The sequence below is a fragment of the Ulvibacterium marinum genome, from assembly GCF_003626755.1.
In the GTDB taxonomy this organism is placed as follows: domain Bacteria; phylum Bacteroidota; class Bacteroidia; order Flavobacteriales; family Flavobacteriaceae; genus Ulvibacterium; species Ulvibacterium marinum.
This window is the reverse complement of sequence record NZ_RBCJ01000002.1, coordinates 1,145,645-1,170,692: the sequence shown is the minus strand read 5'-3', so window position 1 is coordinate 1,170,692 and position 25,048 is coordinate 1,145,645. Positions and strand designations below refer to the sequence as shown.

The 25,048-nt window shown below is 41.0% G+C and carries 22 protein-coding genes; 10 read left to right on the top strand and 12 right to left on the bottom strand.

Going from position 1 to position 25,048, the window contains the following annotated elements:
* Positions 1-8 precede the first annotated feature (8 nt).
* Complete coding sequence (locus D7Z94_RS12330; protein ID WP_120711835.1) at positions 9-539, bottom strand: ester cyclase; 531 nt, start codon at positions 537-539, stop codon at positions 9-11.
* Positions 540-730: 191 nt separating this feature from the next.
* Between D7Z94_RS12330 and D7Z94_RS12325 the strand changes: the two genes are divergently transcribed.
* Genes D7Z94_RS12325 through D7Z94_RS12315 form a run of 3 tightly spaced genes read left to right on the top strand, consistent with a single transcriptional unit; the run spans position 731 to position 4,572 of the window.
* Entirely contained in the window at positions 731-2,692 is a 1,962-nt protein-coding gene (locus D7Z94_RS12325; RefSeq protein ID WP_120711834.1) for a sensor histidine kinase, read from the top strand.
* A gap of 2 nt (positions 2,693-2,694) precedes the next feature.
* On the top strand, positions 2,695-3,432 hold the full coding sequence (locus tag D7Z94_RS12320; RefSeq protein ID WP_120711833.1) for a LytR/AlgR family response regulator transcription factor: 738 nt from the start codon (positions 2,695-2,697) through the stop codon (positions 3,430-3,432).
* A gap of 39 nt (positions 3,433-3,471) precedes the next feature.
* On the top strand, positions 3,472-4,572 hold the full coding sequence (locus tag D7Z94_RS12315; protein WP_120711832.1) for a glycoside hydrolase family 10 protein: 1,101 nt from the start codon (positions 3,472-3,474) through the stop codon (positions 4,570-4,572).
* 12 nt (positions 4,573-4,584) lie between these two features.
* On the opposite strand, the gene D7Z94_RS12310 is transcribed toward D7Z94_RS12315, so the two are convergent.
* The gene (locus D7Z94_RS12310; RefSeq protein ID WP_120711831.1) at positions 4,585-5,892 is read right to left on the bottom strand and encodes a DEAD/DEAH box helicase; all 1,308 of its coding nucleotides are present in this window, start codon (positions 5,890-5,892) and stop codon (positions 4,585-4,587) included.
* A 134-nt stretch (positions 5,893-6,026) separates the two neighbouring features.
* Between D7Z94_RS12310 and D7Z94_RS12305 the strand changes: the two genes are divergently transcribed.
* From D7Z94_RS12305 to D7Z94_RS12280, 6 genes are all read left to right on the top strand, one after another.
* Positions 6,027-6,650: a hypothetical protein gene (locus D7Z94_RS12305; protein WP_120711830.1), complete on the top strand. Its 624-nt coding sequence runs from the start codon at positions 6,027-6,029 to the stop codon at positions 6,648-6,650.
* 27 nt (positions 6,651-6,677) lie between these two features.
* Positions 6,678-8,009 carry a 2TM domain-containing protein gene (locus tag D7Z94_RS12300; protein ID WP_120711829.1) on the top strand — a complete coding sequence of 444 codons (1,332 nt, stop codon included), beginning with the start codon at positions 6,678-6,680 and terminating at the stop codon, positions 8,007-8,009.
* 181 nt (positions 8,010-8,190) lie between these two features.
* The gene (locus tag D7Z94_RS12295; RefSeq protein WP_394347432.1) at positions 8,191-8,484 is read left to right on the top strand and encodes a 2TM domain-containing protein; all 294 of its coding nucleotides are present in this window, start codon (positions 8,191-8,193) and stop codon (positions 8,482-8,484) included.
* Positions 8,485-8,533: 49 nt separating this feature from the next.
* Complete coding sequence (locus D7Z94_RS12290) at positions 8,534-8,863, top strand: 2TM domain-containing protein (RefSeq protein WP_120711827.1); 330 nt, start codon at positions 8,534-8,536, stop codon at positions 8,861-8,863.
* A 14-nt stretch (positions 8,864-8,877) separates the two neighbouring features.
* A complete protein-coding gene (locus D7Z94_RS12285) occupies positions 8,878-9,231 on the top strand; it encodes a 2TM domain-containing protein (RefSeq protein ID WP_120711826.1) in 354 nt (117 codons plus the stop codon).
* Positions 9,232-9,276: 45 nt separating this feature from the next.
* The gene (locus tag D7Z94_RS12280) at positions 9,277-10,032 is read left to right on the top strand and encodes a LytR/AlgR family response regulator transcription factor (RefSeq protein ID WP_120711825.1); all 756 of its coding nucleotides are present in this window, start codon (positions 9,277-9,279) and stop codon (positions 10,030-10,032) included.
* Positions 10,033-10,107: 75 nt separating this feature from the next.
* On the opposite strand, the gene D7Z94_RS12275 is transcribed toward D7Z94_RS12280, so the two are convergent.
* A complete protein-coding gene (locus D7Z94_RS12275) occupies positions 10,108-11,301 on the bottom strand; it encodes an LETM1-related biofilm-associated protein (RefSeq protein WP_120711824.1) in 1,194 nt (397 codons plus the stop codon).
* Between the two features lie 462 nt (positions 11,302-11,763).
* Complete coding sequence (locus tag D7Z94_RS12270; protein WP_245967186.1) at positions 11,764-12,579, bottom strand: DUF547 domain-containing protein; 816 nt, start codon at positions 12,577-12,579, stop codon at positions 11,764-11,766.
* 222 nt (positions 12,580-12,801) lie between these two features.
* On the opposite strand from D7Z94_RS12270, the gene D7Z94_RS12265 reads away from it, so the two are divergent.
* On the top strand, positions 12,802-13,455 hold the full coding sequence (locus tag D7Z94_RS12265) for an OmpW/AlkL family protein (RefSeq protein WP_120711823.1): 654 nt from the start codon (positions 12,802-12,804) through the stop codon (positions 13,453-13,455).
* A gap of 126 nt (positions 13,456-13,581) precedes the next feature.
* Here D7Z94_RS12265 and D7Z94_RS12260 read toward each other — a convergent pair whose 3' ends face one another.
* The 8 genes from D7Z94_RS12260 to D7Z94_RS12230 all read right to left on the bottom strand — a co-directional run bounded on the left by D7Z94_RS12260 (position 13,582) and on the right by D7Z94_RS12230 (position 25,016).
* The gene (locus tag D7Z94_RS12260; protein ID WP_120711822.1) at positions 13,582-14,226 is read right to left on the bottom strand and encodes a YceI family protein; all 645 of its coding nucleotides are present in this window, start codon (positions 14,224-14,226) and stop codon (positions 13,582-13,584) included.
* A gap of 95 nt (positions 14,227-14,321) precedes the next feature.
* Positions 14,322-14,807: a YdeI/OmpD-associated family protein gene (locus D7Z94_RS12255; RefSeq protein ID WP_120711821.1), complete on the bottom strand. Its 486-nt coding sequence runs from the start codon at positions 14,805-14,807 to the stop codon at positions 14,322-14,324.
* A complete protein-coding gene (locus D7Z94_RS12250) occupies positions 14,807-16,024 on the bottom strand; it encodes a bifunctional alpha/beta hydrolase/OsmC family protein (RefSeq protein ID WP_120711820.1) in 1,218 nt (405 codons plus the stop codon). Before D7Z94_RS12250 ends, D7Z94_RS12255 begins: the two co-directional genes overlap by 1 nt.
* 89 nt (positions 16,025-16,113) lie before the next feature.
* On the bottom strand, positions 16,114-16,800 hold the full coding sequence (locus D7Z94_RS12245) for a DUF2490 domain-containing protein (RefSeq protein WP_120711819.1): 687 nt from the start codon (positions 16,798-16,800) through the stop codon (positions 16,114-16,116).
* Complete coding sequence (locus D7Z94_RS25650) at positions 16,776-16,934, bottom strand: hypothetical protein (protein ID WP_158594629.1); 159 nt, start codon at positions 16,932-16,934, stop codon at positions 16,776-16,778. Before D7Z94_RS25650 ends, D7Z94_RS12245 begins: the two co-directional genes overlap by 25 nt.
* A 646-nt stretch (positions 16,935-17,580) precedes the next feature.
* Positions 17,581-18,258 carry a DUF2490 domain-containing protein gene (locus tag D7Z94_RS12240; protein ID WP_120711818.1) on the bottom strand — a complete coding sequence of 226 codons (678 nt, stop codon included), beginning with the start codon at positions 18,256-18,258 and terminating at the stop codon, positions 17,581-17,583.
* The gene (locus tag D7Z94_RS12235) at positions 18,259-21,519 is read right to left on the bottom strand and encodes a WD40/YVTN/BNR-like repeat-containing protein (protein WP_449441487.1); all 3,261 of its coding nucleotides are present in this window, start codon (positions 21,517-21,519) and stop codon (positions 18,259-18,261) included.
* Positions 21,520-21,725: 206 nt separating this feature from the next.
* Complete coding sequence (locus D7Z94_RS12230) at positions 21,726-25,016, bottom strand: amidohydrolase family protein (protein ID WP_120711816.1); 3,291 nt, start codon at positions 25,014-25,016, stop codon at positions 21,726-21,728.
* Positions 25,017-25,048 lie beyond the last annotated feature (32 nt).

The window sequence follows — 25,048 nt, the reverse complement described above, 5'->3', positions numbered from 1 at the left end:
TTAAAGTTTTAGTCCAGTATGGGAGGTTTTAGTGTGTAACCCAATTGCTGCAAAAAATCCAGTTCGTTGTAATAGACATCCTCTCTGGACAATTCGCCGCTATCCGTAAAATATAAATGGGAAAAACCATTCATTTTGATTTTTTTACCTGTCGGTGCCACTTCCCCGTAAACTCCGGTATTGGTGCCTTTGGATGTCCATTCCAGAAATGCCTTGTTGTCGTCGATAGTCAGGGTATCCAATGTTAACTTCAAGTCGGGGAAGGCCGTAAAAAAGACATTCATATGTGCCTGCATCTCCCTTTTGGAGACGGCAATCTGTATTCCGTTAAGGCGTCTTACAAAATTTTCCGCCGAAATCCCGGTCAGTAAAGTAGTGTCCTGATTGTTCCAACAGGAATCCACCAATACACCTAGATTCGCCCGTATGATACTATCCCTTGAACTCATCTCCATAAATTGTGTATCTCGTTTTCCTGGTTTATGGCAGGAGCACAAACAGAAAAAGAAAATTGCGAGTAACAGAATCACTATTTTCATGATACTTGGGCGTTTTAAATAAGGAACAGGCCACAACCAAAATAAATCCTTCCAAAGGGCTAAACATGGACCGTTGGACGAATGGGCATTTTTTTTGTCCCAAGACCCTTTACAATTTACCGAACAAGATTTACTGTTTTTGTTGTATATTTAACATTGCTCATTTCCCCCGGTGAGGACCAACCCATGAAATGAGAGACCGTTTTTTAAATACATTTTTTGTATTTGGCTTTTCTATTTTGAATTGTGGTCCACTCTTTGCCCAATTAATTGACCTCGACCGAGAAAACCCTTACAAAAAGGTTTTTGTTGCCACCGATAACTTTGGTCCTTCCTATCTGGATATTCTTGAGGAAACCTACCCAAAGGCCCAATCGGATTCCCTTCAGTTTGAAATGCTGAATGACCTGGCCTACTATTGGCATACACGTAATCTTGTTACCGCATTGGATTTTACCAAAGAGGGACTTCAGTTGGCCTCGAAGGCAAAAGACACACTTTGGGAGGGAAGATTCCAAATTACAGAGGGATCCATTCTTTTGCGCATGGAAAAGTTGGATAGTGCCGAGATAGTTTTGAACGCAGCAAAAACGAAGGTCCGCAAAAGTGATTTGGCCTTTTTGAATACACAGCTGGGCTATGTTTTTGAGCGAAGGGGACAGTTGGATAGGGCAGCGGATTATGCCGTGGCATCGTTAAACCTCGGGGTAAGTCTTAACGATAAGAAGGCCATAGCCCTGGCGTATAGTGACCTTAGTAATCTTTTTTGGAAGCAATCCAAGTTTGACACCGGACTGGAATATGGTCTCAAATCCTTGAGGCTATTTGAAGAGCGAAATCTCAATGATCTAGATTATGACTTTACCCTTTATGTTGTTGGCAACAATTATTTGGCCTTAAAGGAATATGAGAAGGCCAGAACTTACTATGAGCACGCCATAACTATTGGGGAACGCTATGGTTTTTACAATAATTTAAGTGATGTATACATTTCTTTGGTAGATCTGTACGCCTACCTAAATCAATTTGACAAGGCAGAACGTGCGGGTAAAAATGCCCTGAAATATGCTCATTTTCTTGAAAATAACTTCATGGTCATGCGCTCATGGCTTTCTATTGGGAAATTGCAAAATTTACAGGGGAAATATATATCCGCTATCGAAAGCCTCAACAAATGTATTGAGGTGGCCACTTCGGATTTTGGAGATGAGTATTACTTAAGCCAAGCCTACGAGACATTGGGAAAGGCGTATGCAGGGAATCATAATTATAAGGAGGCGTATCAGGCATTTGCGGAATATGACATTTTGAAGAATCGAATTTTTACCGCCGAGGCCGATCAGCGAATCTCCTTGCTCAAAACGGAATTTGATGTAATGACCAAGGAAGGCACCATTCAACTACAGGAAACCGAAATAAAAAAACAACGTTCCAGACAAACCATGGTGATCATTATCTCCGGTCTATTGCTGTTGCTGCTCTTTTTGTCCTATAAGGCCATTCAGAACAACGTGAAGAAAAACAAGTTGCTCCAGCAACAGAATCGGGAAAAGGAATTTTTATTGAAAGAGATTCACCACCGGGTTAAGAACAATCTGGAAATCGTATCCAGTTTATTGGCTCTCCAATCCGCTGAAATCAATGACCCCAAGATTGTAGAGACCATGCAGGAAAGTCAAAATAGGGTGCATAGCATGAGTATGATCCATCAAAACCTCTATCAGGGCAAGAGTCTATCCTCGATTGAAATGAAAGGATATTTTGAAAATTTGGCCAATTATGTTTTGGATGCCTTCGGAGTGGAGAATCAAGTAAAGGTGCTATTTGAAATGGATCGGTTGGAACTTGACGTGGACACTGCAATTCCAATTGGTCTTATTGTAAATGAACTTTTGACAAATTCCCTAAAACACGCATTTCCCAAAAAAGAGAAAGGAACCATACGGATCGGATTAAAGAGAAAGGGCCCACAATTATATATGAAAGTGGCAGATAACGGGGTGGGCAATACAAGTTTTGACAAAATGCAGGGTTCTGGTTTTGGAACTCGGCTTATCCAATTGCTGACCCAACAGTTGGATGGGAAAATTAACATTACCATTGACAAAGGAACCCTAATTTCTTTTGAGTTCCAATATATTAAAGCAGCATAACAATGACAGAAAAAACCAGAATTTTAGTGGTTGAGGACGATATGATCATAGCGGCCAATATTTCATTGCAATTGACTAATCTAGGCTATGAGGTTACCGGCATTGAAACTAGGGGTGAGGAGGCCATTCTAAATACCAACGTCAACCCTCCGGATATCATACTAATGGATATTAACCTTAGGGGAGCCTTGGATGGCGTGCAGACGGCCCAGACCATACAAAAGAAAATGGATATTCCGATTATATATCTTACGGCAAATACGGATGAGGCTTCTTTTTTAAGAGCTAAGGAGACTCGTCCCCTAGCTTTTATTACCAAGCCTTTTAACAAATTGAATCTACAGCGAACTATTGCTTTGGCGGTTGAACGGTTAAGGGAGAATGAAGGAAAAAAAGAATTTGGGGAGAAAATGGATCTTCAAATCTTGGACGACCGAATTTTTGTTAGACATAATGGTAAGATGGCAAAATTGTTGCTCGATGATATTCTTTACATAGAAGCTGACCGGAATTATTGTACCATTTTTACAACCACTGGCAACTATGTATTGACAAGTACTCTTAAAACTATGCATGAAAGGCTTCCGTCATCAAAGTTTGTAAGAGTGCACCGTTCCTATATGGTGAATATAGGCAAACTGGATGTCGTAGGCGAGAGCCATTTGGAAATCGGTCGAATAGTAATTCCCTTTAGCAAATCACAACGTGAGTTTTTGCTAGGACGTCTTCATACCATTTAGAAAATTACCTAACTTGTGCGTATTCCAAAATAGCAATAAATGAGGCGCTTTTGTATTCTATTCCTACTCATAATTTCCTTTTCCGGTATAGCCCAAAAATCAAAAATACCAGTATATGCATGGATGGGAGGGCCTGGAGAAGCTACAGATTCCGAGCTCCGCGAAACGTTTTTAGGACTTAAAAAAAGAGGGATAGATGGACTTCTTTACAATGGGGGGCATGATCCGGAAACCTATAAAAGGGTCGGTGGCCTGGTGAAAGAGGCCCAAATGGAATTCCACACTTGGATTCCAACCATGGTTCAAGGAGATCCCGAATTGAAACCCGAATGGTACGGCGTAAGCGGATTGGGCGAATCGGCATATGATAAACAACCTTATGTTTCCTACTATAAATTTCTTTGTCCAAATAAGGAGGAGGTATATCAATACCTTTCGGATCTGTATGAAAGTATAGCCGATATCCCCGAAGTGGATGGAATTCATTTGGATTATATCCGTTTTCCGGACGTTATTCTGGCCCGTGGACTATGGGAGAAATATGGTCTTATACAGGATAGGGAATTTCCACAGTATGATTTTTGTTATTGCGATACCTGTACCTCGGATTTTAAGGATAAAAGTGGTATTGACATTAAAAAAGTGGAAGATCCTTCCCAAATTGGGGAATGGAAGCAGTACCGATATGATGTTGTCTCAAAATTGGTCAATCATTTGGCCGAAATGGTCCATAGAAAGAATAAAAAAATTAATGCGGCTGTTTTTCCGGGCCCTTCCATTGCCAAAAAACTGGTCCGTCAAGAATGGAATACTTGGAATCTGGATGCATTTTTCCCTATGAACTACAATGACTTTTATATGGGCAATACCCTATGGATCGGAAGTGTAGTGAAGGAGGAAACCGCTGCGGTGCCCGACAGGCCCGTGTACAGTGGTCTGTTTATTTGTCCGAGGCCCGAAGAAAAGGCTCATGAAGAGGATCCCGAAGGACATGGGTTATTGCCCGAGGAGTTGGGCGACGCCATTCGAGAATCAATGGAAAACGGAGCCAAGGGCATATGCCTCTTTACACCAGGTAGAATGACGGATGCCCACTGGGAAGCGCTTGAAAAAGCCATTCATCTGAACTATTCTGATTAGGGATATGAACTTCTAGTTATTTCGGCCAGAGCTATTGTTGGAATGATTTCTTCTGTGATTTTGAGAATTACCACTTCTATGACCTGACCTCTTGGGAGGTCTTCGTCTTTTGTTCCGATTTTTGTTCCGATTGTTGTTTTTTGGTGATCGTTGATTATGTTCCTTTTTCGCTTCCTCGGGTTCATCGTCAACAAAGGGATGTTCCGGCATCCGAGGAACTGCTTGTTTAATGAGTTTTTCAATATCCTTTAAATAGGGCCGCTCTTCGCTATCGCAAAAAGATAGCGCTATGCCACTTGCATTCGCTCGGCCTGTTCTTCCAATCCGGTGCACGTAGGTTTCCGGAACATTGGGAAGATCGTAATTGATGACTAATGAAAGTTGGTCTACATCGATTCCACGTGCTGCAATATCCGTTGCGATCAATACCTTTAACCGGCCGTCCTTAAAATCGCCTAGCGCTTTTTGTCGTGCGGTCTGGGATTTGTTTCCATGTATGGCAGCTGAAGGGATATCGGCCTGAGCTAGTTTTTTTACAATTTTATTAGCTCCGTGTTTGGTTCTGGAAAATACTAGAACTGAGTCGGTAGGCTTTTCCTTCAAAAGATGGACCAATAGTTTTGGCTTGTGCCTTTTGCTAATAAAGAAGACTCCTTGCTCTACTTTTTCAGCGGTGGCTTGTTCTGGCTTTACCGCTACACGTTCAAAATCTCCTAAGATCTTTCGTGAAAGTTCTACAATATCCCTGGGCATCGTGGCCGAAAAGAACAGCGATTGCCTTTTTGACGGGAGTTTGGCGATTATTTTTTTGATATCGTGGATGAAGCCCATATCCAGCATTTGATCTGCCTCGTCCAAGACGGCATATTGGATATCACGAAGGGAAATATATCCCTGGTTCATAAGGTCTAATAACCGACCTGGTGTGGCGACCAATATATCCACACCACGCTGCAGCTCCCGTGTTTGTCTACCTTGTTTTACACCCCCAAAGATTACGGTATTCCTGATGCTCGTAAACTTTCCATAGGCTGTAAAACTTTCTCCGATCTGTATGGCCAATTCTCGTGTAGGGGTTACTATCAATGCCTTGATACGACGTTTTCCACGTTCTCCGTTTTGCCCATTGAACAGGTGATGTAAGATCGGTATGCCAAATGCCGCGGTTTTACCGGTACCCGTCTGGGCCACACCCAATAGATCTTTTCCGCGTAATAAAATAGGGATAGCTTTTTGTTGAATGGGGGTAGGGGTGTGATAACCTTCTTCCTCTACGGCCCTTAATAAAGGTGGTGCAATACCTAAGTCTTTGAATGTCATAAAAATGAATAAGCGGCGAAGGTAGGGTTATTTTTTACAACCCATCCCTTTGTTACAACAACTCGGTACTTCTTTTTTTACGGAATTGTTGGTTTACCTCAGATTTGGGTCATTAAACTCTAAAACTATAAATTATGAAAAACGTAATTGTAATTGCAACATTAATGGTATCCCTAAATTCCGTGGCACAAGACCAATATACCAAGGGAATGCAAAGGGCATTTCAACTATGGGGCGAACAAAAAACAATGGAGGCTTCCAATATGTTTGAGCGAATTGCATCTGTGGAAATGGACAATTGGTTACCTCACTATTATGCAGCACAGGTAAACACAGTGGCTGCCTTTGGGGAAAAGGACAAGGAAAAAGTGGGCCAATTGTTGGGAAAAGCCCAGGAGTACATAGATATGGCCAAGGTTATTTCTCCCGACAACCCTGAAATATTGGTGCAGCAGGCCATGGTACATACGGCTTGGATTGCTTTTGACGGGGCTACCTATGGCATGACGTTGTCCGGAAAAGTTGCCGCACTCTATGAAAAAGCCTTGCAATTGGCGCCTAAAAATCCAAGAGTGGTATTTTCCAAGGCGGAATGGGACATGGGTTCGGCCAAATACTTTGGGCAGGATATTACCCCCTATTGTGCTGATGTAAAACGTTCGTTGGAACTTTTTGCTAACTTTAAACCAGAGAGTGAATTTCATCCCAGTTGGGGCGAGGATAGGGCAAAAACTGTCCTTGAAAACTGCGGGAAATAGAATTTCCGGCAATATGTATAGGTCCAAATGAAGTATTGGAGCAAATTAGTAGCAGTAGGATTATTAATAGGCATTGTTCTGGCGGGTATCCAAATAGGATTGGATTTACTTGCCGGAACACAGCTTTATTTTGACCGGACGCTTTTTAAGGAAATAGGGTATAATCTACTTTTTGCCATTGCGCTTACCTTGTTGAACGGTGCCTTTTTCGATTATTTGAACAACAAAGTAGTTTGGAAAAAGTACGCAAGGTATAGATTGGTCCTTGGGGCTACAGGCGGAGTAGCACTTACCATGCTGGGTATTTTTGGCATGAGGGTACTTATTTTCACGGTCTTTGAAGGTGAGAACTGGAATAATTTTTTAGAAGGGGAAAAGGCCATTTATTATGCAATTTCGTTGTTGATAACCATAGTAATCTCCATTTTTTTTCATGCCATTTACTTCTACAAGGCACTACAGGAAAAGAAGGTAAAGGAACAAAAAGTAATTGCAGGTACCGCATCGGCCAAATTCGATGCGCTTAAGAATCAATTGGATCCCCATTTTTTGTTCAATAGCCTAAATGTGTTGACCAGCTTAATTGAAGAAGATCCCGATCAAGCACAGAAATTCACCACTTCCCTTTCCAAGGTCTATCGTTATGTATTGGAGCAAAAGAACAAAGACCTCGTTTCTGTGGATGAAGAGCTTCAATTTGCCCGAACCTATATACGGCTTTTAAAGATGCGTTTTGAAGACAGTATAATTTTTGATATTCCAGAAACCGGAAATGACCCGGAGGCCAAAATTGTACCATTATCGTTGCAATTGCTATTGGAAAATGCCGTCAAGCACAACGTGGTTACGGCTTCCAAACCATTACGTATTCGGGTGTACGAAAAAGATAACAAATTGGTAGTTAGCAATAACCTTCAAGAAAAACAGGTGGTAAAAAAGAGTAGTGGTGTGGGATTGCGCAATATTCAACAGAGGTATGGTATACTTACGAACAGGGAAGTGAACATTCAGAAATCGGCCTCGGATTTTAGTGTTAGCCTACCCATGTTAACTAAACAAGTTTCCGTTATGGAAACACAAAAAAGTTATATAGAGGACAAAAGATATAAAAAAGCCAAGGAAAGGGTAGAGGCCATTAAAGGCTTCTACGGTAATCTTATATCCTATTGCATTGTGCTTCCCTTTCTAGCCTATCTTAATTATAGGACCACAGATTTCCCCTGGGTGTTTTTCCCTCTTGTTTTTTGGGGATTAGGAGTTGTTGGCCATGGGATGGAAGCATTTGGATACAATCCTATTTGGGGAAAACGCTGGGAGGAGAAAAAAATGCGCAAGTTTATGGAGGATGAGAATTTTTAACCCGTGTTCCTTATGGGTTTACCTAATTGGAGTACTATAGGCGGTAAGCACAGAAGTAGGTGTCTGGCAAAGTAAAACCCAATTCATCCTGAAAAAAATACAATTCGGAACATAAGATCTGGAAAAGTAAGACGATTGCCGGAAATTTGGTTCAAGTAAAAATCAAAACAAAATGGGAGATATGGATAAAGAGAATAAATATCTTAAAGCAAAGGAAAAGGTAGAAGAGATTAAAAAATTCTATACCAGTTTAGTATCATATGTAATCGTCATTAGTCTTTTGGCTGCCATAAACTACTACTTGGACCAATGGCGTTATATGTGGTTTTTATGGGCCGCCTTTGGTTGGGGTATCGGGCTTATATTTCAAGCGGCGAAAACTTTTGGGTTGAATCCATTTTTTGGAAGGGATTGGGAAGAACGAAAAATAAAGGAGTTCATGAAGAAAGACGATAATAGGGATCGCTGGGAATAGCAGAATGCCTATGCAAGGAAAATGAGTAAAAACTTATCAATAAATTACAATGGACACAAAATATCTGGACAAACAAATAAAGGCTAAAAAGAGGGTCGAGGAGCTAAAGGGGTTTTATTGGCATTTGGCATCGTATGTAGTAGTGAATCTATTTATAAGTACCATGAAAATCGTTCGGGATATGAGCGATGGAGAGGCCTTTGGAGAAACCTTTTGGGATTTTGGCACATTCGCAGTCTGGTTTTTCTGGGGAATAGGACTAGCGTTCCACGCCATGAAAGTGTTTTCATACAACCCATTTTTCAGCAAGGAATGGGAAGAAAGACAGATACAAAAGTATATGGAGGAAGATAAAAGGGAAGCTGAAAAATATAGATAAATTTTAAAACCAAAATGATGGAAGCATATCCTTCGGAAAAATTTGCCAAGGCAAAAAAAAGAGTAGATAGAATAAAGGATTTTTACGGACACCTAAGTGTTTATATTATTGCCAATGTACTGTTGTTTGTTTTCAAGGGGTACGCATTTAATTATATGGTCTTACAGGGAATTGGGAATCAGGATTTTTTGGATTGGTTTACATTGAATATCATTTTAACTCCTGTTCTATGGGGGTTGGGGCTCATTATCCACGGGCTTTTGGCTTTTAGATCTGCTCCTTTCTCTATAAAGAACTTAAAACCAAAGTTCATAAGGGATTGGGAAGAACGTCAAATTCAAAAATATATGGATGCCGAAGATGAATGAAAAGAAGAACAGTAATGCCAAAAAATAACAGAGAAGATAAGATTTATGGAAGCAATCATCATTGAGGACGAAAAACCGGCAGCAAGAAGACTTTCACGACTTTTAAAGAACCTGGATGTTGAGGCATCCGTGATGCTGCACTCAGTGGAAGAATCCATCCGGTGGTTTCAGGACAATAAACATCCGGATTTGATTTTTTTGGACATTCAACTTGCTGATGGACTTTCCTTTGAGATTTTCGAACATGTTGAGGTGCAAAGTGCCATTATTTTCACCACTGCATATGACGAATATGCCTTACAGGCATTTAAGTTGAATAGTATCGACTACTTGCTGAAACCCATTGATGATGAAGAATTGGAACAAGCGGTAAAAAAATTCAGGGCACTAAAACCGAAATCCCAAAAACTGACCTTGGATTTTGACGACATCAAAAAATTATTAATGGACCCCTTGGAACGGGAATATAAAAAGAGATTTACCACAAAGGTTGGACAACATCTTAAAATTATTAATGCAGACGAGGTAGAATGTTTTTATAGTGAAAACAAAGGAACCTATGCCGCGACCTCGGATGGTAGGAATTATTTGTTGGAGACCACCTTGGAAAATTTGGAAACAGAACTTGAGCCTCAGACCTTCTTTCGGGTAAGCAGAAAGTTCTACATCAATATAAAGCACATCCAGGACATCGTTTCCTATACCAATTCGCGGTTAAAAATTAAATTGAAACGATATAATGGGCAAGAGATTATAGTGAGTAGGGAAAGAGTAAGGGATTTCAAGTTATGGTTGGAATAATAGTATTTAAATTATTGATTTTTAATAGTATAGAATAAATAATAGATTTTTCTTATAGTTGCAATTTTGTCAAATTCACTGTTTTTTTTCCACTCTGTTCTCGTCAAATGAAGAAGGTAATAATTTGGGAATCAATTTAATAAAAATTGGCAACAAAACAGCACCACCGGGCAACATAAAAATAGCTAATGAAGGTATGCTCTTGAAAATATCCAACAGCTGATTTTGTACTTTTTTCTTTTCTTCAGAGCTTAGTTCCCGTGTAGTGGATTTGGACAATAAATACACAAGTTCCTTACTTTCGAAAAGTTCTTTTTGAAGCCGTTTGCTATTTCGTAAAATAAGTTTGTCCACAATTTTTGACATGCTATCATGAAATTGCACTGCCAGATTATTGTCTTTTAAATGGGGAATCTTTTTTGCGTTAACATCAAAAAACCGGGTCACATCTTCTAACGACCGGGCAATCTGTTGTTCTTCAATTCCCATATCCTTTCCGATCCCAAAAATGAAATCGGACTCTTTGTAATCCAAGGATTGATCTTCCCAAACCGTCAAACAGGCAACATCCAAAAAGTATTGGTTCTCGAATATGGAAAAATCATGCATCAACTTTTCTCGATAAGATCCATCAAAATTTTGATGTTCCCCATCAATAAAAGTTAGGGATGAGGCAAAAAGTTGCGCCAACTTTTCATCCTTGGCATTTTTTTCCTTGGAATTAAGCGTATGATACGTAAGATTAATGGTTATATATTCCAGGTTCTGGGCATAATCCCTTATGTTATCCCTATTTTCCAAATAACGCTTAAAGGTGAGGACATCAATGAACAAGAGCGAATTGGTAATTATACTGTTAAACGTCTTGCTAATCAGATTGTCTTCTAGATATATCCTGGAATTCAAAAGTTTTTCCAGTTGGGACGAGGTTTTCTTGCCCGTAACGATTTTGTTTAAAAAAGATATTCTACCAACATCCAAAACCTTATAAAAACCAAAGATACAATCCGTAAAGGTCTTGAAATTAGAGTTCGGCCTCTCCAAATGATAGGTAAAATACAATGCCGCCAGAAGGTTTATTTTGGCATTTTCATCTTCTGAAAGAACATGCTCAAGTTCTATTAAAGGTATAGTGCCGACATTTATGCCATAGATAAAACCGGTTTTTTTCATTTCCTGATAAAGAACCTGGAAATCTTCAGGGTACCAGTGTCTGTCCTCAATGAGATAACCGAATTTTTGTATCCAACCAGATGCGGATGGGTTCATGGACAGGGAATTTTGAACCCCAAATTAAAGGAAAATATAGGACTTTATTTATACATAGGTACTTAGATTAATGTTTTATTCGGTTGATTTTCCTGGGGGTATTGTGATTTTATTCACTTTTTTATAGGAAATTAATACTGAATTAATTATGTTTATCCTCCAAATTTTCAAAAATACAATTCTGGATGCCCCAAGCTTACGGAATGTACCTAGATAATTAACCTATATGATACCTGAATGTTATGGAATACTTCCTCTTCTTTATTTGGATTACAATTATGTTCATTTTGGTGTTTAGAATGATAATCGCCCATAAGGCATTGCGCAAGATTCTAAAACCTAATGAATAATTAGAGATTTCTTTTTTCAAGGAAAATAACATTCCCTATTTGAAGTTTTAACTCAGAACTCTTTAAGGGGAAACACTTTGCCTTAGCCTTAAAGAGCGAATAAAATAAAAGTCTAAAGATTTGTCCAATTGTCTAAATCCAGAGTCCAATCATAGTCTCTATAAGAAATATCAATATCCTTGGTAGTCGGTATAATTTCAAACTTTTTTAATATTTCCTTAATCCCCTTTTTACCCCCAAAATCTCCCCTGAACCAATTGAAAAGAGCGGTTACCGCAACTTCGTTTTTCTCTGGATAGTAATAGGAATTTTGGTTTAAGAACAATTTGGTGCCTTCGTTCAATTGACTATCCAGTTTTTCCGGATTGTAAATTGCTACAGGCGGGCAATCCTTGGCACCACAATTAAGGGCAAAATGAACGCGGTAATCGCGCATGTTCGCCCTTAGCTTACGTTCAAGTCTGTTCGGAAGCCATTTTCGGATACGTCCCAGCCCTAGAGACCATTGCGACTTTCGGATGATGCCGTGCTCTATTTTTTCAAAGGAAAGCAATTTTCCTGCAATAGGTATTTGCTCTTTTTTAAAAAAGGCTTTTTTATCATCATACAACTCTGGGTTTTCTGAAAGTACCGCTAGAATGTAGGCATTGTAGATATTTATCCAAAAGGCAAGCCTATGTGCATCGGTAACCAATGAGTTGTTCAATTCCTTCAAGGTAAGATTGGCAATCCTGTTTTGTATGGCCCTAGTGTTCTTTCCATCTTTTATGTTTTGAAGAAATTCCTCTGAAAGTGTATTGAGATCTGTGGTCTTTACAACAGTTTTCTCAAGATTGGCCTTGTGTATCGTACAGCCGTTAAATAATGCTAAAATCAACAAGGCGATACCAATACTATTCAGCCTTGTAATTATGTGGTAACGGTCCAATGTACGTTTACAGTTTTGTGAATATGGGTTAGGTCGAAAAACACATCTATAGCTTTCATGAGAATGCTGATAAAACTAGAATCGGTGGATTTTCTCTTCATCTAAGATGGCAATCACTGTTTTACATTAAGATTCTACTCAAATTCTTTTCTACAATGATAAAGATCATTTTTTCCACTAAACCGACAGGGTAGTTTTGGCCAAAATTTAAAACAGTGTATAATGAAACGAACAACAATTTCTTTGATGGCTCTATTATTGGGTTTTGCAAATGTATCAATAGCACAGGATACAAATTCGGGTACCAATGATTTTAGCAAATGGCAATTTAGGTTAAGGGGCATAGTTGTCGCTCCGGATGAAAGTGCAAGCATTGAGGCCATTGGTGGGGATGTATCCATATCGACCGCCTTTGTTCCAGAATTTGATATTACTTACTTTTTTACCGAAAACTGGTCGGCGGAGTTGATTTTAGGGACTGCGAAACATGATGTAGAAGCCATTGAAACAACGGCAGGAAACATTGATTTAGGTCATGTATGGCTATTACCACCCACATTAACGGCACAGTACCATTTTACCGGAGGTGATTTTGTTCCTTATCTCGGAGCGGGACCTAACCTCACTTTATTTTATGGCGTGGATGAGGGCCCAGCAGCTGATGATGTAGATTACGATACCGCGATTGGATTTGCGTTACAAGGAGGATTTGATTTTATGCTCAATGATAAATGGTTTTTAAATCTGGATGTTAAAAAATTATTCTTGGGCACCGATGCTACAGTAAATGCCACAACCGCCTTGGGAGCTACCGTAGTGGCCGACGTGGATATCAATCCTTGGATAATAGGCTTCGGAGTAGGGCTTAAACTTTAAGGTATGCATATAAGAAAACCCTTCGGTGAAAGTTTTGCTTAACCGAAGGGTCACTTATTTTATCAGGGAAAGGCCGGAATACTGCCAATTGCAACGGGCAAAATCCCCGGATACTTTCAGTAATTTCTATTCACTTTTTTCCAACAACACCTCTGCCTGTACGGCCACCTCGCTCCAAGTCTTACTTATACCGTCCTTGCCCGTATGTAAAGCTTCGCACGCTTTGTTTATAGAAGCAACAGCTTCCAGTGCATCCCAGTTTTCAAGATTCATTACACCGGAAAAAGTATAGGCGGTATCCGATATTTTTTCAGCTTCCAGAGGAATAGTTTCAGTTACACCGTTCAAGGTTACATCAATGGAAGATTTCCCATCCTCGGATACCTTAAAAATGCCTGAAATAAGTGTGGTGTTTTTCATTGCCCCAAAAAAGAATTCGATGATTTTGGGGTCTCGGGTCCCTGTAGCATCGTTGGTGAACAGACTGCTTATGGGGATAGTAAAGGCTGTTCCGTTCATGGCGTCCATAGCCGTACTGCCAGATTCACTTTCGGTAATATCAATTTTCATGAACTTTCCACCAACAGGCAGTTTTTCCGTAGTCTTATAGGCAGTGAAACCCACTTTAGTAGAATCCTTTACCAAGCTGAATTTTTCCGAGGAATCGGCCATTACTTCGGTGGCATTTTCCTCACTTTCCTTTTTGGCCTCCTTACAATGGTAGGACACTAAAAGAACAAGCCCCAGAATTGCCAATTTTACTGTTTTCATAGATGTGTTTTTTGTTTTTATTCCCGCGAAAGCGAAAAAATAGTTAATAGATGGCCCTAAAGTTACACAATAAAAAAAGGCATTTCAAGCCCTATTTAAAATGATTTTAAGAGTTCAGGATTGTTTCTGACACCTCTTTTTAGATTTTCGCAGACCAAAATGGATTTATCGATTCGGGTCTGCGAATTTTTGTAACCCAAGATCATATAGATAATACCTCGTTTTTTTCCTGGGGTAAAAGATTCGAATATTTCATTGGCCTCATAATCGCTCTTCAATACGGCATCCAGTTCTTCCGGCATTTCAACACCATATTTGGACGTATCCTCAAAAAACTGTAATTGAAAATAATCGTTGGGAAAAACACCCAACTCCTTTTGGTATCGCTTACCGAACATCATATAATACTTGCCGTTCCTCTTTTGGATGGCCCCGTGAAAAGTCAACTCCTTTCCCTTAAAAGTGGCCTTGGCCTGTACCCTTTTCAAGTTTTTTTCCAAAAACGGTAAAACAATTTCCTCAGGAAGCAACAACGCATGATACGTTCCCGTAACCGAAATTTCAAAAACTTTGCTTTGCATCAATCCACCAGTTTTGTAATAATTTGTGTTTCGCTGTGCAAGGTTCTATGCACTGGGCATTTGTCGGCAATTTCCATAATTCGGGCCTTCTGCTTTTCGTCCAAATCTCCTTGTAATCGTATTTCCCTTTGGAACGTATCTATTTTAGAACCCTCGGATTCACAATTTTCGCAATCCACGGCATGCTCCTTACCATAGGAAGTGTGCACTTCCACATTTTCCAGCTTCCAGCCCTTTCTGCGTACATACATTTGAATGGTCATTGCCGTACAGGCGGAAAGTCCTGCGGAAACCAGTTCATAGGGCGAAGGGCCAAAATCACTTCCTCCAACATCTATAGGCTCGTCTGCGGCCATATAATGACTACCTACTTTCATTTGAGTAGTAAAACCGTCATCGGCATCCAAGCTGGCGACAACGTCATGTTTGGTTTTTGGTTGTGCGATTTCAATTTCTACATCCAAATAACGTTGGGCCCATCCCGAAATGACCTTGCCTACATAAAGTGAATCCGCTTTGTTGGATAAAAGGTGATCGGCCCCGTCCAATGAAACAAAACTTTTTGGGTGATAGGCCGCTACATAGATTTCCTCTGCATTTTTAATACCCACGGTATCGTCCTGGGGGGAGTGCAGCAGCAAAAGAGGTTTGCGAAGTTTTTTCACAGTTTCCGGTAGGGATTTGGTATTCAGGTCGTCCAAGAATTGTTTTTTGATTGTAAAATCCCTTCCACTTAGGTTTACCACCGCCTTTCCATTGGATTTAATTTCCTCTAGATTACTTTTTAGTAGATGTCTCACATGGGTAGGATTGGAAGGTGCACCGATGGTAGCTATTGCCTTTACAGATGAAATTTCTGCGGCGGCAAAAATCACTGCCGCCCCGCCAAGGGAATGTCCAATAAGTAGGGAAGGGGCCTGATACTGCTGCGCGAGAAAATCTGAGGCAGCCACTAGATCAGCTACATTTCCCGAAAAATTGGTGTCTGAAAAATCACCATCGCTTTCCCCGAGTCCGGTAAAATCAAATCGTAGGACACCAAATCCATTGGAAGTCAGTGCTTTTCCAATATTCCTTACAGCTAAAAGATTTTTGTTACACGTAAAACAATGGGCAAAAAGGGCATAATTATGAGGATGTTGATCCACAGGAAGTTCCAGCCTACCAACCAATGTTTGGCCTTTTTTATTCTGAAATGTAACTTTTTGAAGATTCATAGGGTTCGTTTTAGGGCTAAGTCGTCTTTAGTGAACATAGCTTTCCTAAAGATAATAGTTTGGCCCCAATGTTTGGAAGATAGATGCGATTAGGACTTATGCCTTTTACGAAAGTCTGTCTTAAAAACAAATTCGATGCGCAAATATTCATAATTGGCCGTAGAAAAGTGATTCTTCATAAACCCCACTTCCAATTTTAGACTGGAATTGAATTTATGTCCCATTCCGAAATACAATCTATTCTGATTGAACAAGGGTTCCTGTAGTGCAATAAAAATCTCATTGGAAGCACAGAGATAAAACCTGTTGCCCAAGGGGTAGGAACCTTTTAACCTGTAGCGTATCCGATGTCTGAGGTCGGTTCCCGTTGTGCTTTGGATCCACCGGTTTTCAAGCCGATAACGATGCGAAATGTTGAAGTTTCCCATTTTATCCTTAAAAGTAAGCTGTGAGTAGAGCCAATGTTGATAAAAGGCTCCTTTGGCTTCTTTACTTTGGATGAAAGGCTCAGAATTTAGGTAAGCATAACCTAAGGTACCGGAAAGTTTAGGACTAAAACCATAGCAAATACCTGTTCTGAAAAACGATAACTCATAATGATGAAAAGGCTCATAATACCGTAAAAGACCAATGGTAGGAATGGAGACCTTCTCCGAAACTTGATGACTGCCCGAGGCCACGAGCCAAGTCCCAAGAATTTCTTCTCGCTCTCTTTGTGAAAAAATGTTTAGGCTAAGTAAAAGGACAATTGTTAGGCAAATTGATCGGGTTGCCATCTGGTACTGTTTGTTGGGACAAAATTACGACCACCTGTGGTCTCAAATGCCTGACATTCGTCATGTTTTGTGAGGTACATTCCACAGTTGGCCATGCCTGAATTTAGAACCATTTCTGCTGCTAGGGATTTCATAATTAGAATCGATATGGCCATACATTCGGTTAGGTTAGGTACAGGATAAGATATCCCTATACCCAATACATATGAAGTAAAAAACCTTGTTATTTAGGAAAAGGGAAATCAATAGGTGAAAATAGAATATGAAACAATATATTTTATGTAAGAAAAAAGTTACTTTCATCGATTTTAAGGGTCTAATACAAATATGCGGACCTTATTTAAAACATCCTGTTACATTGCTTTGATAGTATTCGTTGCCCTAGCCGGATTTCATATACCGGCATGGAAATATCTACCGCTATATATAGTGATAGGCTTTGTCATGAAGCCATTGATCAACTTGATGGCAAAGAGATTTTTCGGATAGGAGAAGGTTATCTTTTACGATAAATAATGTCTAAACGATGTATAAAACAGGCCATGAATTTTTTGGCCGAAACAAGCATTATACATAACATTAAACGACATGCTGAGCGTTATACCCTTCAATGTATCGATATGTGAAATGTACCATTGCCGGGGCAACCGAAAAATCCTATTGGAAATACAACGAATAGTAATATCTAATATGGATGATTATTGTCTTGTACATTTATTCACTTTAATACATATAATAAAGGGTTATCGAGAGGATTTGGAATAAAAAATAGCTGGTAGGTCAGTCTTCTTTTTTTCTTAGATCCGGATTGTAGAATAGTGCTATTTGAAGTCGATCAAAATGGGCGGAGGGAAAATGGTTTTTCAAAAAACCTGCCTGTACACTCAGATTTTTGGTTACATTAAAACCCAGTGCTCCATATAACCGATTTTGTCCGAAAACTTCATTCTGTAAGTTCAGGAATACTTCGTCATAGAAATTAAGAAAGAAAATCCGGGTCAACGGCAGGGTTACCTGAAGACGATACCTTGCCCTATGTTGGGTATCCGTTCGCTCCCCAAAATTCAAAAAACGTTGCTCAAGGCGATAGCGATGTTCAAATCCTAATTTCCCGACTTTATTTTTTAATATGAATTGCTCAAAAATCCGGTGTTCCTTGGAATCCCTATCACCCGGAAATTCATTAAAAGTGCCATCCGTTATGATATATGCATAACCAAACGTGGCTATCGCATTTGGATTTATATGGTAATTGAGCCCTGTCCGCAATAATAATTGGTTAAAATTATCTAGCTGCTCATAATACCGGGCCTGAGCCTCGGAATGGATACTTAACTTTTCGGAAATTCTATTTGTGCCGAAATACATATGCCATGAGCCCCACTTATCCTCGCCTGGCTCCTGGCTTACAAGGGAGAAAGAAAAAATAAAAGCGAGTAAGAATACAACTTTCTTCATCTATTCAAAACTAAAACTTTGGGTCTCCTTAAAAGGCGATAGCTCCAATTGCTGAATTTCAATCCTATAGGCCTTCCATTGATCATCAAAAAAGGCATTGGTCTTTTCTAGTGCATTTTTTAAATCCTGCTCGGCAAATCGAATAAGCTTTCTTTCGGTTTCCGTAACTCCCGTTTTTCGGCTCTCCACATAATTTCGTGCTGTGTTCAGGCGTTGTACAACGGTAATTTCGGGATTTCGGGTTATCCCTTGCCGCTTGTCCTCTTTGCCCAAATATAGGACAATAGTAGAATCTATTTGCTTTTGGATGGTTTTGGAGGCCTTGATTTCTTCTTTATATTTTTCCTTGTCCATCTCTTTTAGCTCCTTCTCAAACTTCTTGGCTATATTTTTACTTTCTACCAATTGTTGTACGGCGTCTGAGGCAACTTGAGTCATTTTATCGAGGTTTTTGGAGGACTCATATGCCTCATTGATAGATGCCATGGACACGTCCAACCTGGGATCGGATTTGACTGTAATGGTGGTTTCTTCGGAAATGTCGCCATAACTCATTTGTATTCGATATTTTCCGGGTTTTACGGATACACCCGCGGATTCCTTTTTAACTTTCTTGATTTGGCGTGAGGGGCTGTCTGGCCCTTTTTCGTCCATCTGCCAGTAGATGCGATGGAAACCGGCCTTTTCAGGCGTCTTATATTTTAGGGTTCTCATCAGCCGTTCCCCGTCATAGAACTGAAACTGTATTGAATCCTTTTTCTGCACCCCGGATAATTTTGTTTTATTTTCGTTATTCCCAGGTCGATTTTCATCGGCTGAAGGAATCTGTTTTTTGTTTTCAGAATCATTTTTGCCATCATTTCCTATACCACCTTCATCTTTCTTTTTCCCTTCCTTCAAATAATAGGTGATCATAGCACCCTCTTTCCGGTTTTCCGCATTGTAAAGGGCATCGCCTCCGAATCGACTACCCGTAGGTTGTTGATAGGCGGCTTGATGGGCCATTGGTGGCTCGAACAATTTGGCATCCTTTTGTACTATTGATTTGTCGGATGCCAAAGCACGTAACGGACGAATATCGTCCAGCACCCAGGCGGCACGGCCAAAAGTACCGATGACCAGATCGTGCTCCCGAGGATGAATGACCAGGTCTTTAGTGGAAACCGTTGGGTAACCTTCGTTCCATTTTTGCCAGTTACCACCGGCGTCCAGTGAGATATAAAGGCCATCATCCGTACCAAGAAACAAAAGATTAGCGTTTTCAATATCCTCTACAATGGACAAGGTATAGCTTTCCACATCATTGGCATCTACAATACGCTCCCAGGTCTTACCGTAATCCCTAGTTCGATAGGCATAAGGCGTATAGTTAAAACGCCTGTAGTCATTGGCGATCAACAAGGCTTCGCCCTTGTTCTTATTGGAGGCTTTTATTTGGGGAATCCAACTGCCTTTGGGGAGTCCTTTGATATTGGCCGTTACCTCGGTCCAGTTTTCGCCACCATTTTGGGTGAAATGTACCCGACCATCATCGGTACTGGCCCATAGCATGTCCTTTTCCAATGGGGAAGGTTCCACCACCAAAATGGTACAGTGGTTTTCGGCTCCGGTCGCATCCATGGTCAGCCCACCACTTTCATCCTGCTTCTGTTTTTCGGGATCGTTGGTCGTCAAGTCTGGCGAAATAATCTCCCATGTAAGCCCTTTGTCCGTGCTTTTATGTACAAATTGACTGCCAAAATAGACGGTACTATTATCAAAAGGGTCTTGCCCGATTCCGGCATTCCAATTAAAACGCAACTTGGTCTTTGCATCAGGTGGCGTGGGACGCACCGTATAGTTGTTACCTGTTTTCCAATCGTATCGGGATACATAACCCTGTTGACTCATGGCGTAGCCGAATTGGGAATCATCTTTATCTGGCACCACATCAAATCCATCGCCAAAGGCAATTTCCTGCCAATAACTATTGCGGATGCCCTGCCTTCGCCATGTATAGGCCGGTCCGCGCCAAGAGCCATTATCCTGCATACCACCGTACACATTGTATGGATACTCATTATCTGTGCTGATATGATAAAACTGGGCCACAGGAAGATTGCCGATAAAGCGCCAAGACTTGCCGCCGTCCTTGGTGATATTTACCCCACCGTCATTACCGTCCAACATGAATTGGCCATTTTCCGGATGTATCCACCAGGCATGATGGTCCGGATGTATACCATTGTCCACCTGGTAGGCCGGCATCAATTGTTTAAAGCTTTTTCCGCCGTCTTCGGAAACGTTCACATAGGTAAATACGGAATATACTCTATTTTCATTCTGCGGATCTACATAGATTTCAGAATAGTAAAATGGCCGGTTTCCAATATCCGACTTGTCATTGATTTTTTTCCATTTGAATCCACCATCCACGGATTTGTAAAGGGCATTCTTTTTGGCTTCGATTAAGGCATAGACAATATTTGGCTTGTTAGTTGCAATCGCAATACCTATACGGCCCAATTCACCTTTTGGCAAGCCATCTTTTTCCGTCAGTTTTTTCCAATTTTTGCCACCATCATGGGTCATGTATAGACCACTGCCATCACCACCTGACTTAAAAAACCAGGGGTCTCGCTTGTGTTCCCACATAGCGGCAATTAATTTATTGGGGTTTATGGGATCCATGACCAAATCGGCCACCCCCGTCTTGTTATCTACAAACAAAATGTTTTCCCAAGTTTCCCCGCCATCCGTTGTTTTAAAAACACCGCGTTCCGGATGCTCACCCCAAGGTGACCCGATAGCCCCGACATAAACTGTATTTGGGTCCATAGGGTCAATTTTGATGCGATGGATATGCCTTGTTTTTTTCAATCCCATGGATTGCCAACTTTTACCGCCGTCCAAGGATTTGTAAACTCCATATCCTCCATTAAGACTGTTTCTAGGATTGCCCTCTCCGGTGCCCACCCAAATAACGGAAGGATTGGATTGCTGAATGGCGACCGCACCAATTGAAGCAGTTACTTCCTTGTCAAAAATAGGCTCCCATCGGATACCGCCGCTGGTCGATTTCCATAAACCACCGGATGCCGTACCCACATACATGACATCCGGATTCGTATGCACTACATCTATAGCCGTAACCCGCCCGCTCATGCCGGCTGGACCGATATTTCGTGGCTTTAAATCTTGGATCAGATCCATGGAAAACTTCTGCGAGAAAAGAGAAAATGATACTACGAATAGAAATACGAACAGTAAAGATTTTTTCAAGTCGGTCTGCTTTTAAGTTACTGATATTGGCAAAAAGCTATTAAGAAATAGAAACGATAATCAGTTTCACCATGTAATTCTTCCCAACATATAAAACCGTCTCATTTCCGGGGTCTTGTCCTTATCAAGAATAAACTGTTGGCTAAAGATACCAAAAAGAAACAGCTGAATTCTTAAAGCCTTGTTAAGCTGGTCAATCTCCATTTCTAGTTGTGGCCTAGATGGCACCCACACCCTGGCCTTGTAAAACTTTGAGCTTCCTCATGCCATGGAAAGGCAGCATTGTATTTGTTGTTTTCCCACCAAAATTTGCTACGTTCCTTGGCATAATTCCCAATCTCGGCCATGGTATCGGTGTCATACAATCTTCCATTGACCATGGTATAGCGAACTGTCTCCGAATTTCGAATATCTTCCAAAGGATTTTTGTCCAAAATAATCAAATCGGCCAATTTACCTGCTTTTAAGGAACCGATTTCATTGCCAGCCCCAATATATCTAGCACCATTGATGGTTGCAGCTTGCAGTGCCTGCATGTTGGTCATTCCTCCTTGGTGTAACAGCCACAACTCCCAATGGGCTCCTAAACCTTGCAGTTGTCCATGTGCCCCAAGATTTACCTTAACACCATTCTTGGTCAAGGCCGTTGCAGTTTCTGAAACCAAAATATGCCCATTTTTATACTCTTCGTCCGGTACCATGGTACGATGCCGCGCCCGGGCATCCACAATGGCCCTTGGGGTATACTTCAACAATTTTTTATTTTCCCATACATTGTCTTTTTGGTAGAAGTAATACTCTCCGTTCATACCGCCATAATTAACAATAAGGGTAGGGGTATAGCCCGATTCACTGGTTTTCCATAACTCCATAACGTCTTTGTATACAGGTGCCACGGGTATATTATGTTCAATTCCTGTATGCCCATCCATAATCATACTCATATTGTGATAGAAGGTAGATCCGCCCTCGGGAACTACATTGATGCCCATTTCCCGGGCTGCCTGCATCACCTGTTGGCGTTGGTCACGTCTGGGTTGATTATAACTCTTTACGGATAGCGCCCCAAAGGCCTTTGTTCTTCTAATGGAGGAGCGTGCATCGTCCAAATTATTTATCACAGCCTTAAAATCCCCATCGGCACCATATAGAATAAATCCGGTCGAATAAATTCGCGGCCCGACCATATCTCCACTCTTGATAAGCTCAGCCATGGAAAAAATACTTTCCGTATTTGCCGAGGGATCGTGTGCCGTGGTCACGCCAAAAGCCAAATTGGCATAGAGTTGCCAATGCTTTTGAGTGGTCAATCCATAGCGAAAACCTCCGATGTGTGCATGCGCATCAACAATTCCTGGCATTATGGTCTTGCCGGTCACGTCGTAAACTTTTGCGTCCGAGGGCATTTTTAGTTCTGAGGTTTTCCCAATGGCCTCGATATGGTTACCCTTAACCACTATGGTTCCCTCCTCAATAACTTGATCACCTTCCATGGTAATGATTCGGGCATTGGTAAACGCTATACTTCCATCTGGTTTATCAGTCTTGGACACCAGACCTACTTTGATACCTAGGGTGTCCATTGCGGCCACCTTTTGAGGGGAGTCCGGAAGAAAGGTATAACGATTTTTAATTTCGTTCGAAAAGTACTTATCGCCCAATGTCCAAAAAATGGTTTTACTATCCTTGGACCAATGTAGATTGATACCGGCGTCCTTGGCGATTTGGGATACGGGGACCGACTTAGATTTATTGTCCAGATCTATTTCCTTTCCATTCAATACCAAGGGCGCAATGAATGCCTTGTGCAGGTTGGTAAAGGCAATCCATTGGTTATCTGGGCTTGGCACCATTCTGTTGGCATATTTGGACTTAATATGGGTTCTTTTGTCCTTTCCATTAAGATTTATGGAATGTAGGCTTTTGGTCAAGTTCCCAAAATAAGTACCTCCAGTCTGATAAAAAATACGGTTTCCTTCCTTTGTAAAGATGGGGTATTCGCCTTCCTCGGAGACTTGTTTCGGATTTCCGCCAGAGAGTTTCATGATATAAATTCCCGCATTTTTGGCAAAGGACCTACCCTGGTCGTTATTGCCGCCTTCTTTCCGATAGGTAATCCATTCCCCAGAAGGATTATAGGCTGGAGTCCTATAAATGCCCTTTTCCAAAGTCAGCGGAGTAGGAGCTCCCCCGGAAACTGGAATGGTGAGGATAGCTCCCAAGGTTTCATCGTTCCAGCTTACATAAATAAGTTGCTTGCCATCCGGCGAAAAGGAAGGCTCGAATTCAAAATCTGCGGACTTGGTCAATCTTTTCGGTTTTCCATTAGGTAGTTTTTTACTCCATAAACGGCCCAGAGCACTAAATACCAAGGTTTTTCCATCCGGTGATGTAACCGCGTGCCGAATGACTTTTGCTGTAAACTTCTCTGGAGCTACCGGAGTATCAAAACGCACGGTTTCGGCAATTTTAACTTGGGCATCCACGGAAAATGGAATCATGCTGGTTTCTAGGGTATTGATATCGATTTTGTGGATTTTTCCTTTGTTCCAAAAAACGATTTCCTGATTATTGGGCATCCAGCTAAAATTGGGGTATATGCCAAAAATGGCCCAAGCTTCCTGTTGGTCCTTGTTCAGGGAGTCGATCAAAGGCCATTCCTCACCGGTTTCCAAATCATGGAGATACAGCACGGTTTTAGTACGGACCCTTTTAATAAAGGCCAACTTTTTCCCGTCCCTGGAAACCTGGGGTCGGGCGGCACCACCTGGGCCACCCGTTACCGTGGTGGTTTTTCCGGTTTTAAAATCATATCGTTTTATAACATAAATCTGTTTATTCGGATCTTTGTTATATTGAAATGACCCGCCGGGATATACATCTTCACTATAATAGAGATATTTGCCATCTGGTGAAACATTTGGTTCATTGACATCCTGTTGGTCGTTTTTGCGTTTGGTCAGTTGAAGTCCTGAACCACCTGCTATATGGTATTGCCACATTTCCCCAGCCCCTAGGGAGCGTTGTGAGGTGAAGTGTTTTCGGGCAACCAGGTAATGCCCATTGGGCATCCAAACGGCATTGTTGAGCAACCTAAATTTTTCCTCGGTGATTTGTTTAGCTTCGCTACCATCCATATTCATTACCCAAATATTATCACCGCCACCGGCATCGCTAGTAAAGGAGATTCTTTTTCCGTCGGGGCTAAAGCGCGGTTGTATCTCAAAGGGAATGCCCGTTCTGAGCGGGGTGGCCTTTCCACCTGAAATGGGCATGCTGTAAATGTCCCCCAGTAAATCAAAAACAATCGTTTTTCCATCGGGGCTTACATCCAAATTCATCCAGGTACCCTCGTCCGTTGAAAATTTATGGTCCTTAAAATTGAATTCGCCCGTGGGATTGGAAACGTCCCACTTCTCTATTTCTTCTTTTTTGTCTTCTTGGGCAAATAGGAAAATGGATGCAAAAAGCATCGATAGGAAAAATAAATTCTTCATCAGTTTTTGATCATTAATTAGTCGGTTAAAGA

What these genes read in the sequence shown, in the direction of transcription:
- D7Z94_RS12330 (WP_120711835.1), bottom strand. Translation starts at nt 539, where the DNA reads ATGAAAATAGTGATTCTGTTACTCGCAATTTTCTTTTTCTGTTTGTGC.
- D7Z94_RS12325 (WP_120711834.1), top strand. Translation starts at nt 731, where the DNA reads ATGAGAGACCGTTTTTTAAATACATTTTTTGTATTTGGCTTTTCTATT.
- D7Z94_RS12320 (WP_120711833.1), top strand. Translation starts at nt 2,695, where the DNA reads ATGACAGAAAAAACCAGAATTTTAGTGGTTGAGGACGATATGATCATA.
- D7Z94_RS12315 (WP_120711832.1), top strand. Translation starts at nt 3,472, where the DNA reads ATGAGGCGCTTTTGTATTCTATTCCTACTCATAATTTCCTTTTCCGGT.
- D7Z94_RS12310 (WP_120711831.1), bottom strand. Translation starts at nt 5,892, where the DNA reads ATGACATTCAAAGACTTAGGTATTGCACCACCTTTATTAAGGGCCGTA.
- D7Z94_RS12305 (WP_120711830.1), top strand. Translation starts at nt 6,027, where the DNA reads ATGAAAAACGTAATTGTAATTGCAACATTAATGGTATCCCTAAATTCC.
- D7Z94_RS12300 (WP_120711829.1), top strand. Translation starts at nt 6,678, where the DNA reads ATGAAGTATTGGAGCAAATTAGTAGCAGTAGGATTATTAATAGGCATT.
- D7Z94_RS12295 (WP_394347432.1), top strand. Translation starts at nt 8,191, where the DNA reads ATGGATAAAGAGAATAAATATCTTAAAGCAAAGGAAAAGGTAGAAGAG.
- D7Z94_RS12290 (WP_120711827.1), top strand. Translation starts at nt 8,534, where the DNA reads ATGGACACAAAATATCTGGACAAACAAATAAAGGCTAAAAAGAGGGTC.
- D7Z94_RS12285 (WP_120711826.1), top strand. Translation starts at nt 8,878, where the DNA reads ATGATGGAAGCATATCCTTCGGAAAAATTTGCCAAGGCAAAAAAAAGA.
- D7Z94_RS12280 (WP_120711825.1), top strand. Translation starts at nt 9,277, where the DNA reads ATGGAAGCAATCATCATTGAGGACGAAAAACCGGCAGCAAGAAGACTT.
- D7Z94_RS12275 (WP_120711824.1), bottom strand. Translation starts at nt 11,301, where the DNA reads ATGAACCCATCCGCATCTGGTTGGATACAAAAATTCGGTTATCTCATT.
- D7Z94_RS12265 (WP_120711823.1), top strand. Translation starts at nt 12,802, where the DNA reads ATGAAACGAACAACAATTTCTTTGATGGCTCTATTATTGGGTTTTGCA.
- D7Z94_RS12260 (WP_120711822.1), bottom strand. Translation starts at nt 14,226, where the DNA reads ATGAAAACAGTAAAATTGGCAATTCTGGGGCTTGTTCTTTTAGTGTCC.
- D7Z94_RS12255 (WP_120711821.1), bottom strand. Translation starts at nt 14,807, where the DNA reads ATGCAAAGCAAAGTTTTTGAAATTTCGGTTACGGGAACGTATCATGCG.
- D7Z94_RS12250 (WP_120711820.1), bottom strand. Translation starts at nt 16,024, where the DNA reads ATGAATCTTCAAAAAGTTACATTTCAGAATAAAAAAGGCCAAACATTG.
- D7Z94_RS12245 (WP_120711819.1), bottom strand. Translation starts at nt 16,800, where the DNA reads ATGGCAACCCGATCAATTTGCCTAACAATTGTCCTTTTACTTAGCCTA.
- D7Z94_RS25650 (WP_158594629.1), bottom strand. Translation starts at nt 16,934, where the DNA reads ATGAAATCCCTAGCAGCAGAAATGGTTCTAAATTCAGGCATGGCCAAC.
- D7Z94_RS12240 (WP_120711818.1), bottom strand. Translation starts at nt 18,258, where the DNA reads ATGAAGAAAGTTGTATTCTTACTCGCTTTTATTTTTTCTTTCTCCCTT.
- D7Z94_RS12230 (WP_120711816.1), bottom strand. Translation starts at nt 25,016, where the DNA reads ATGAAGAATTTATTTTTCCTATCGATGCTTTTTGCATCCATTTTCCTA.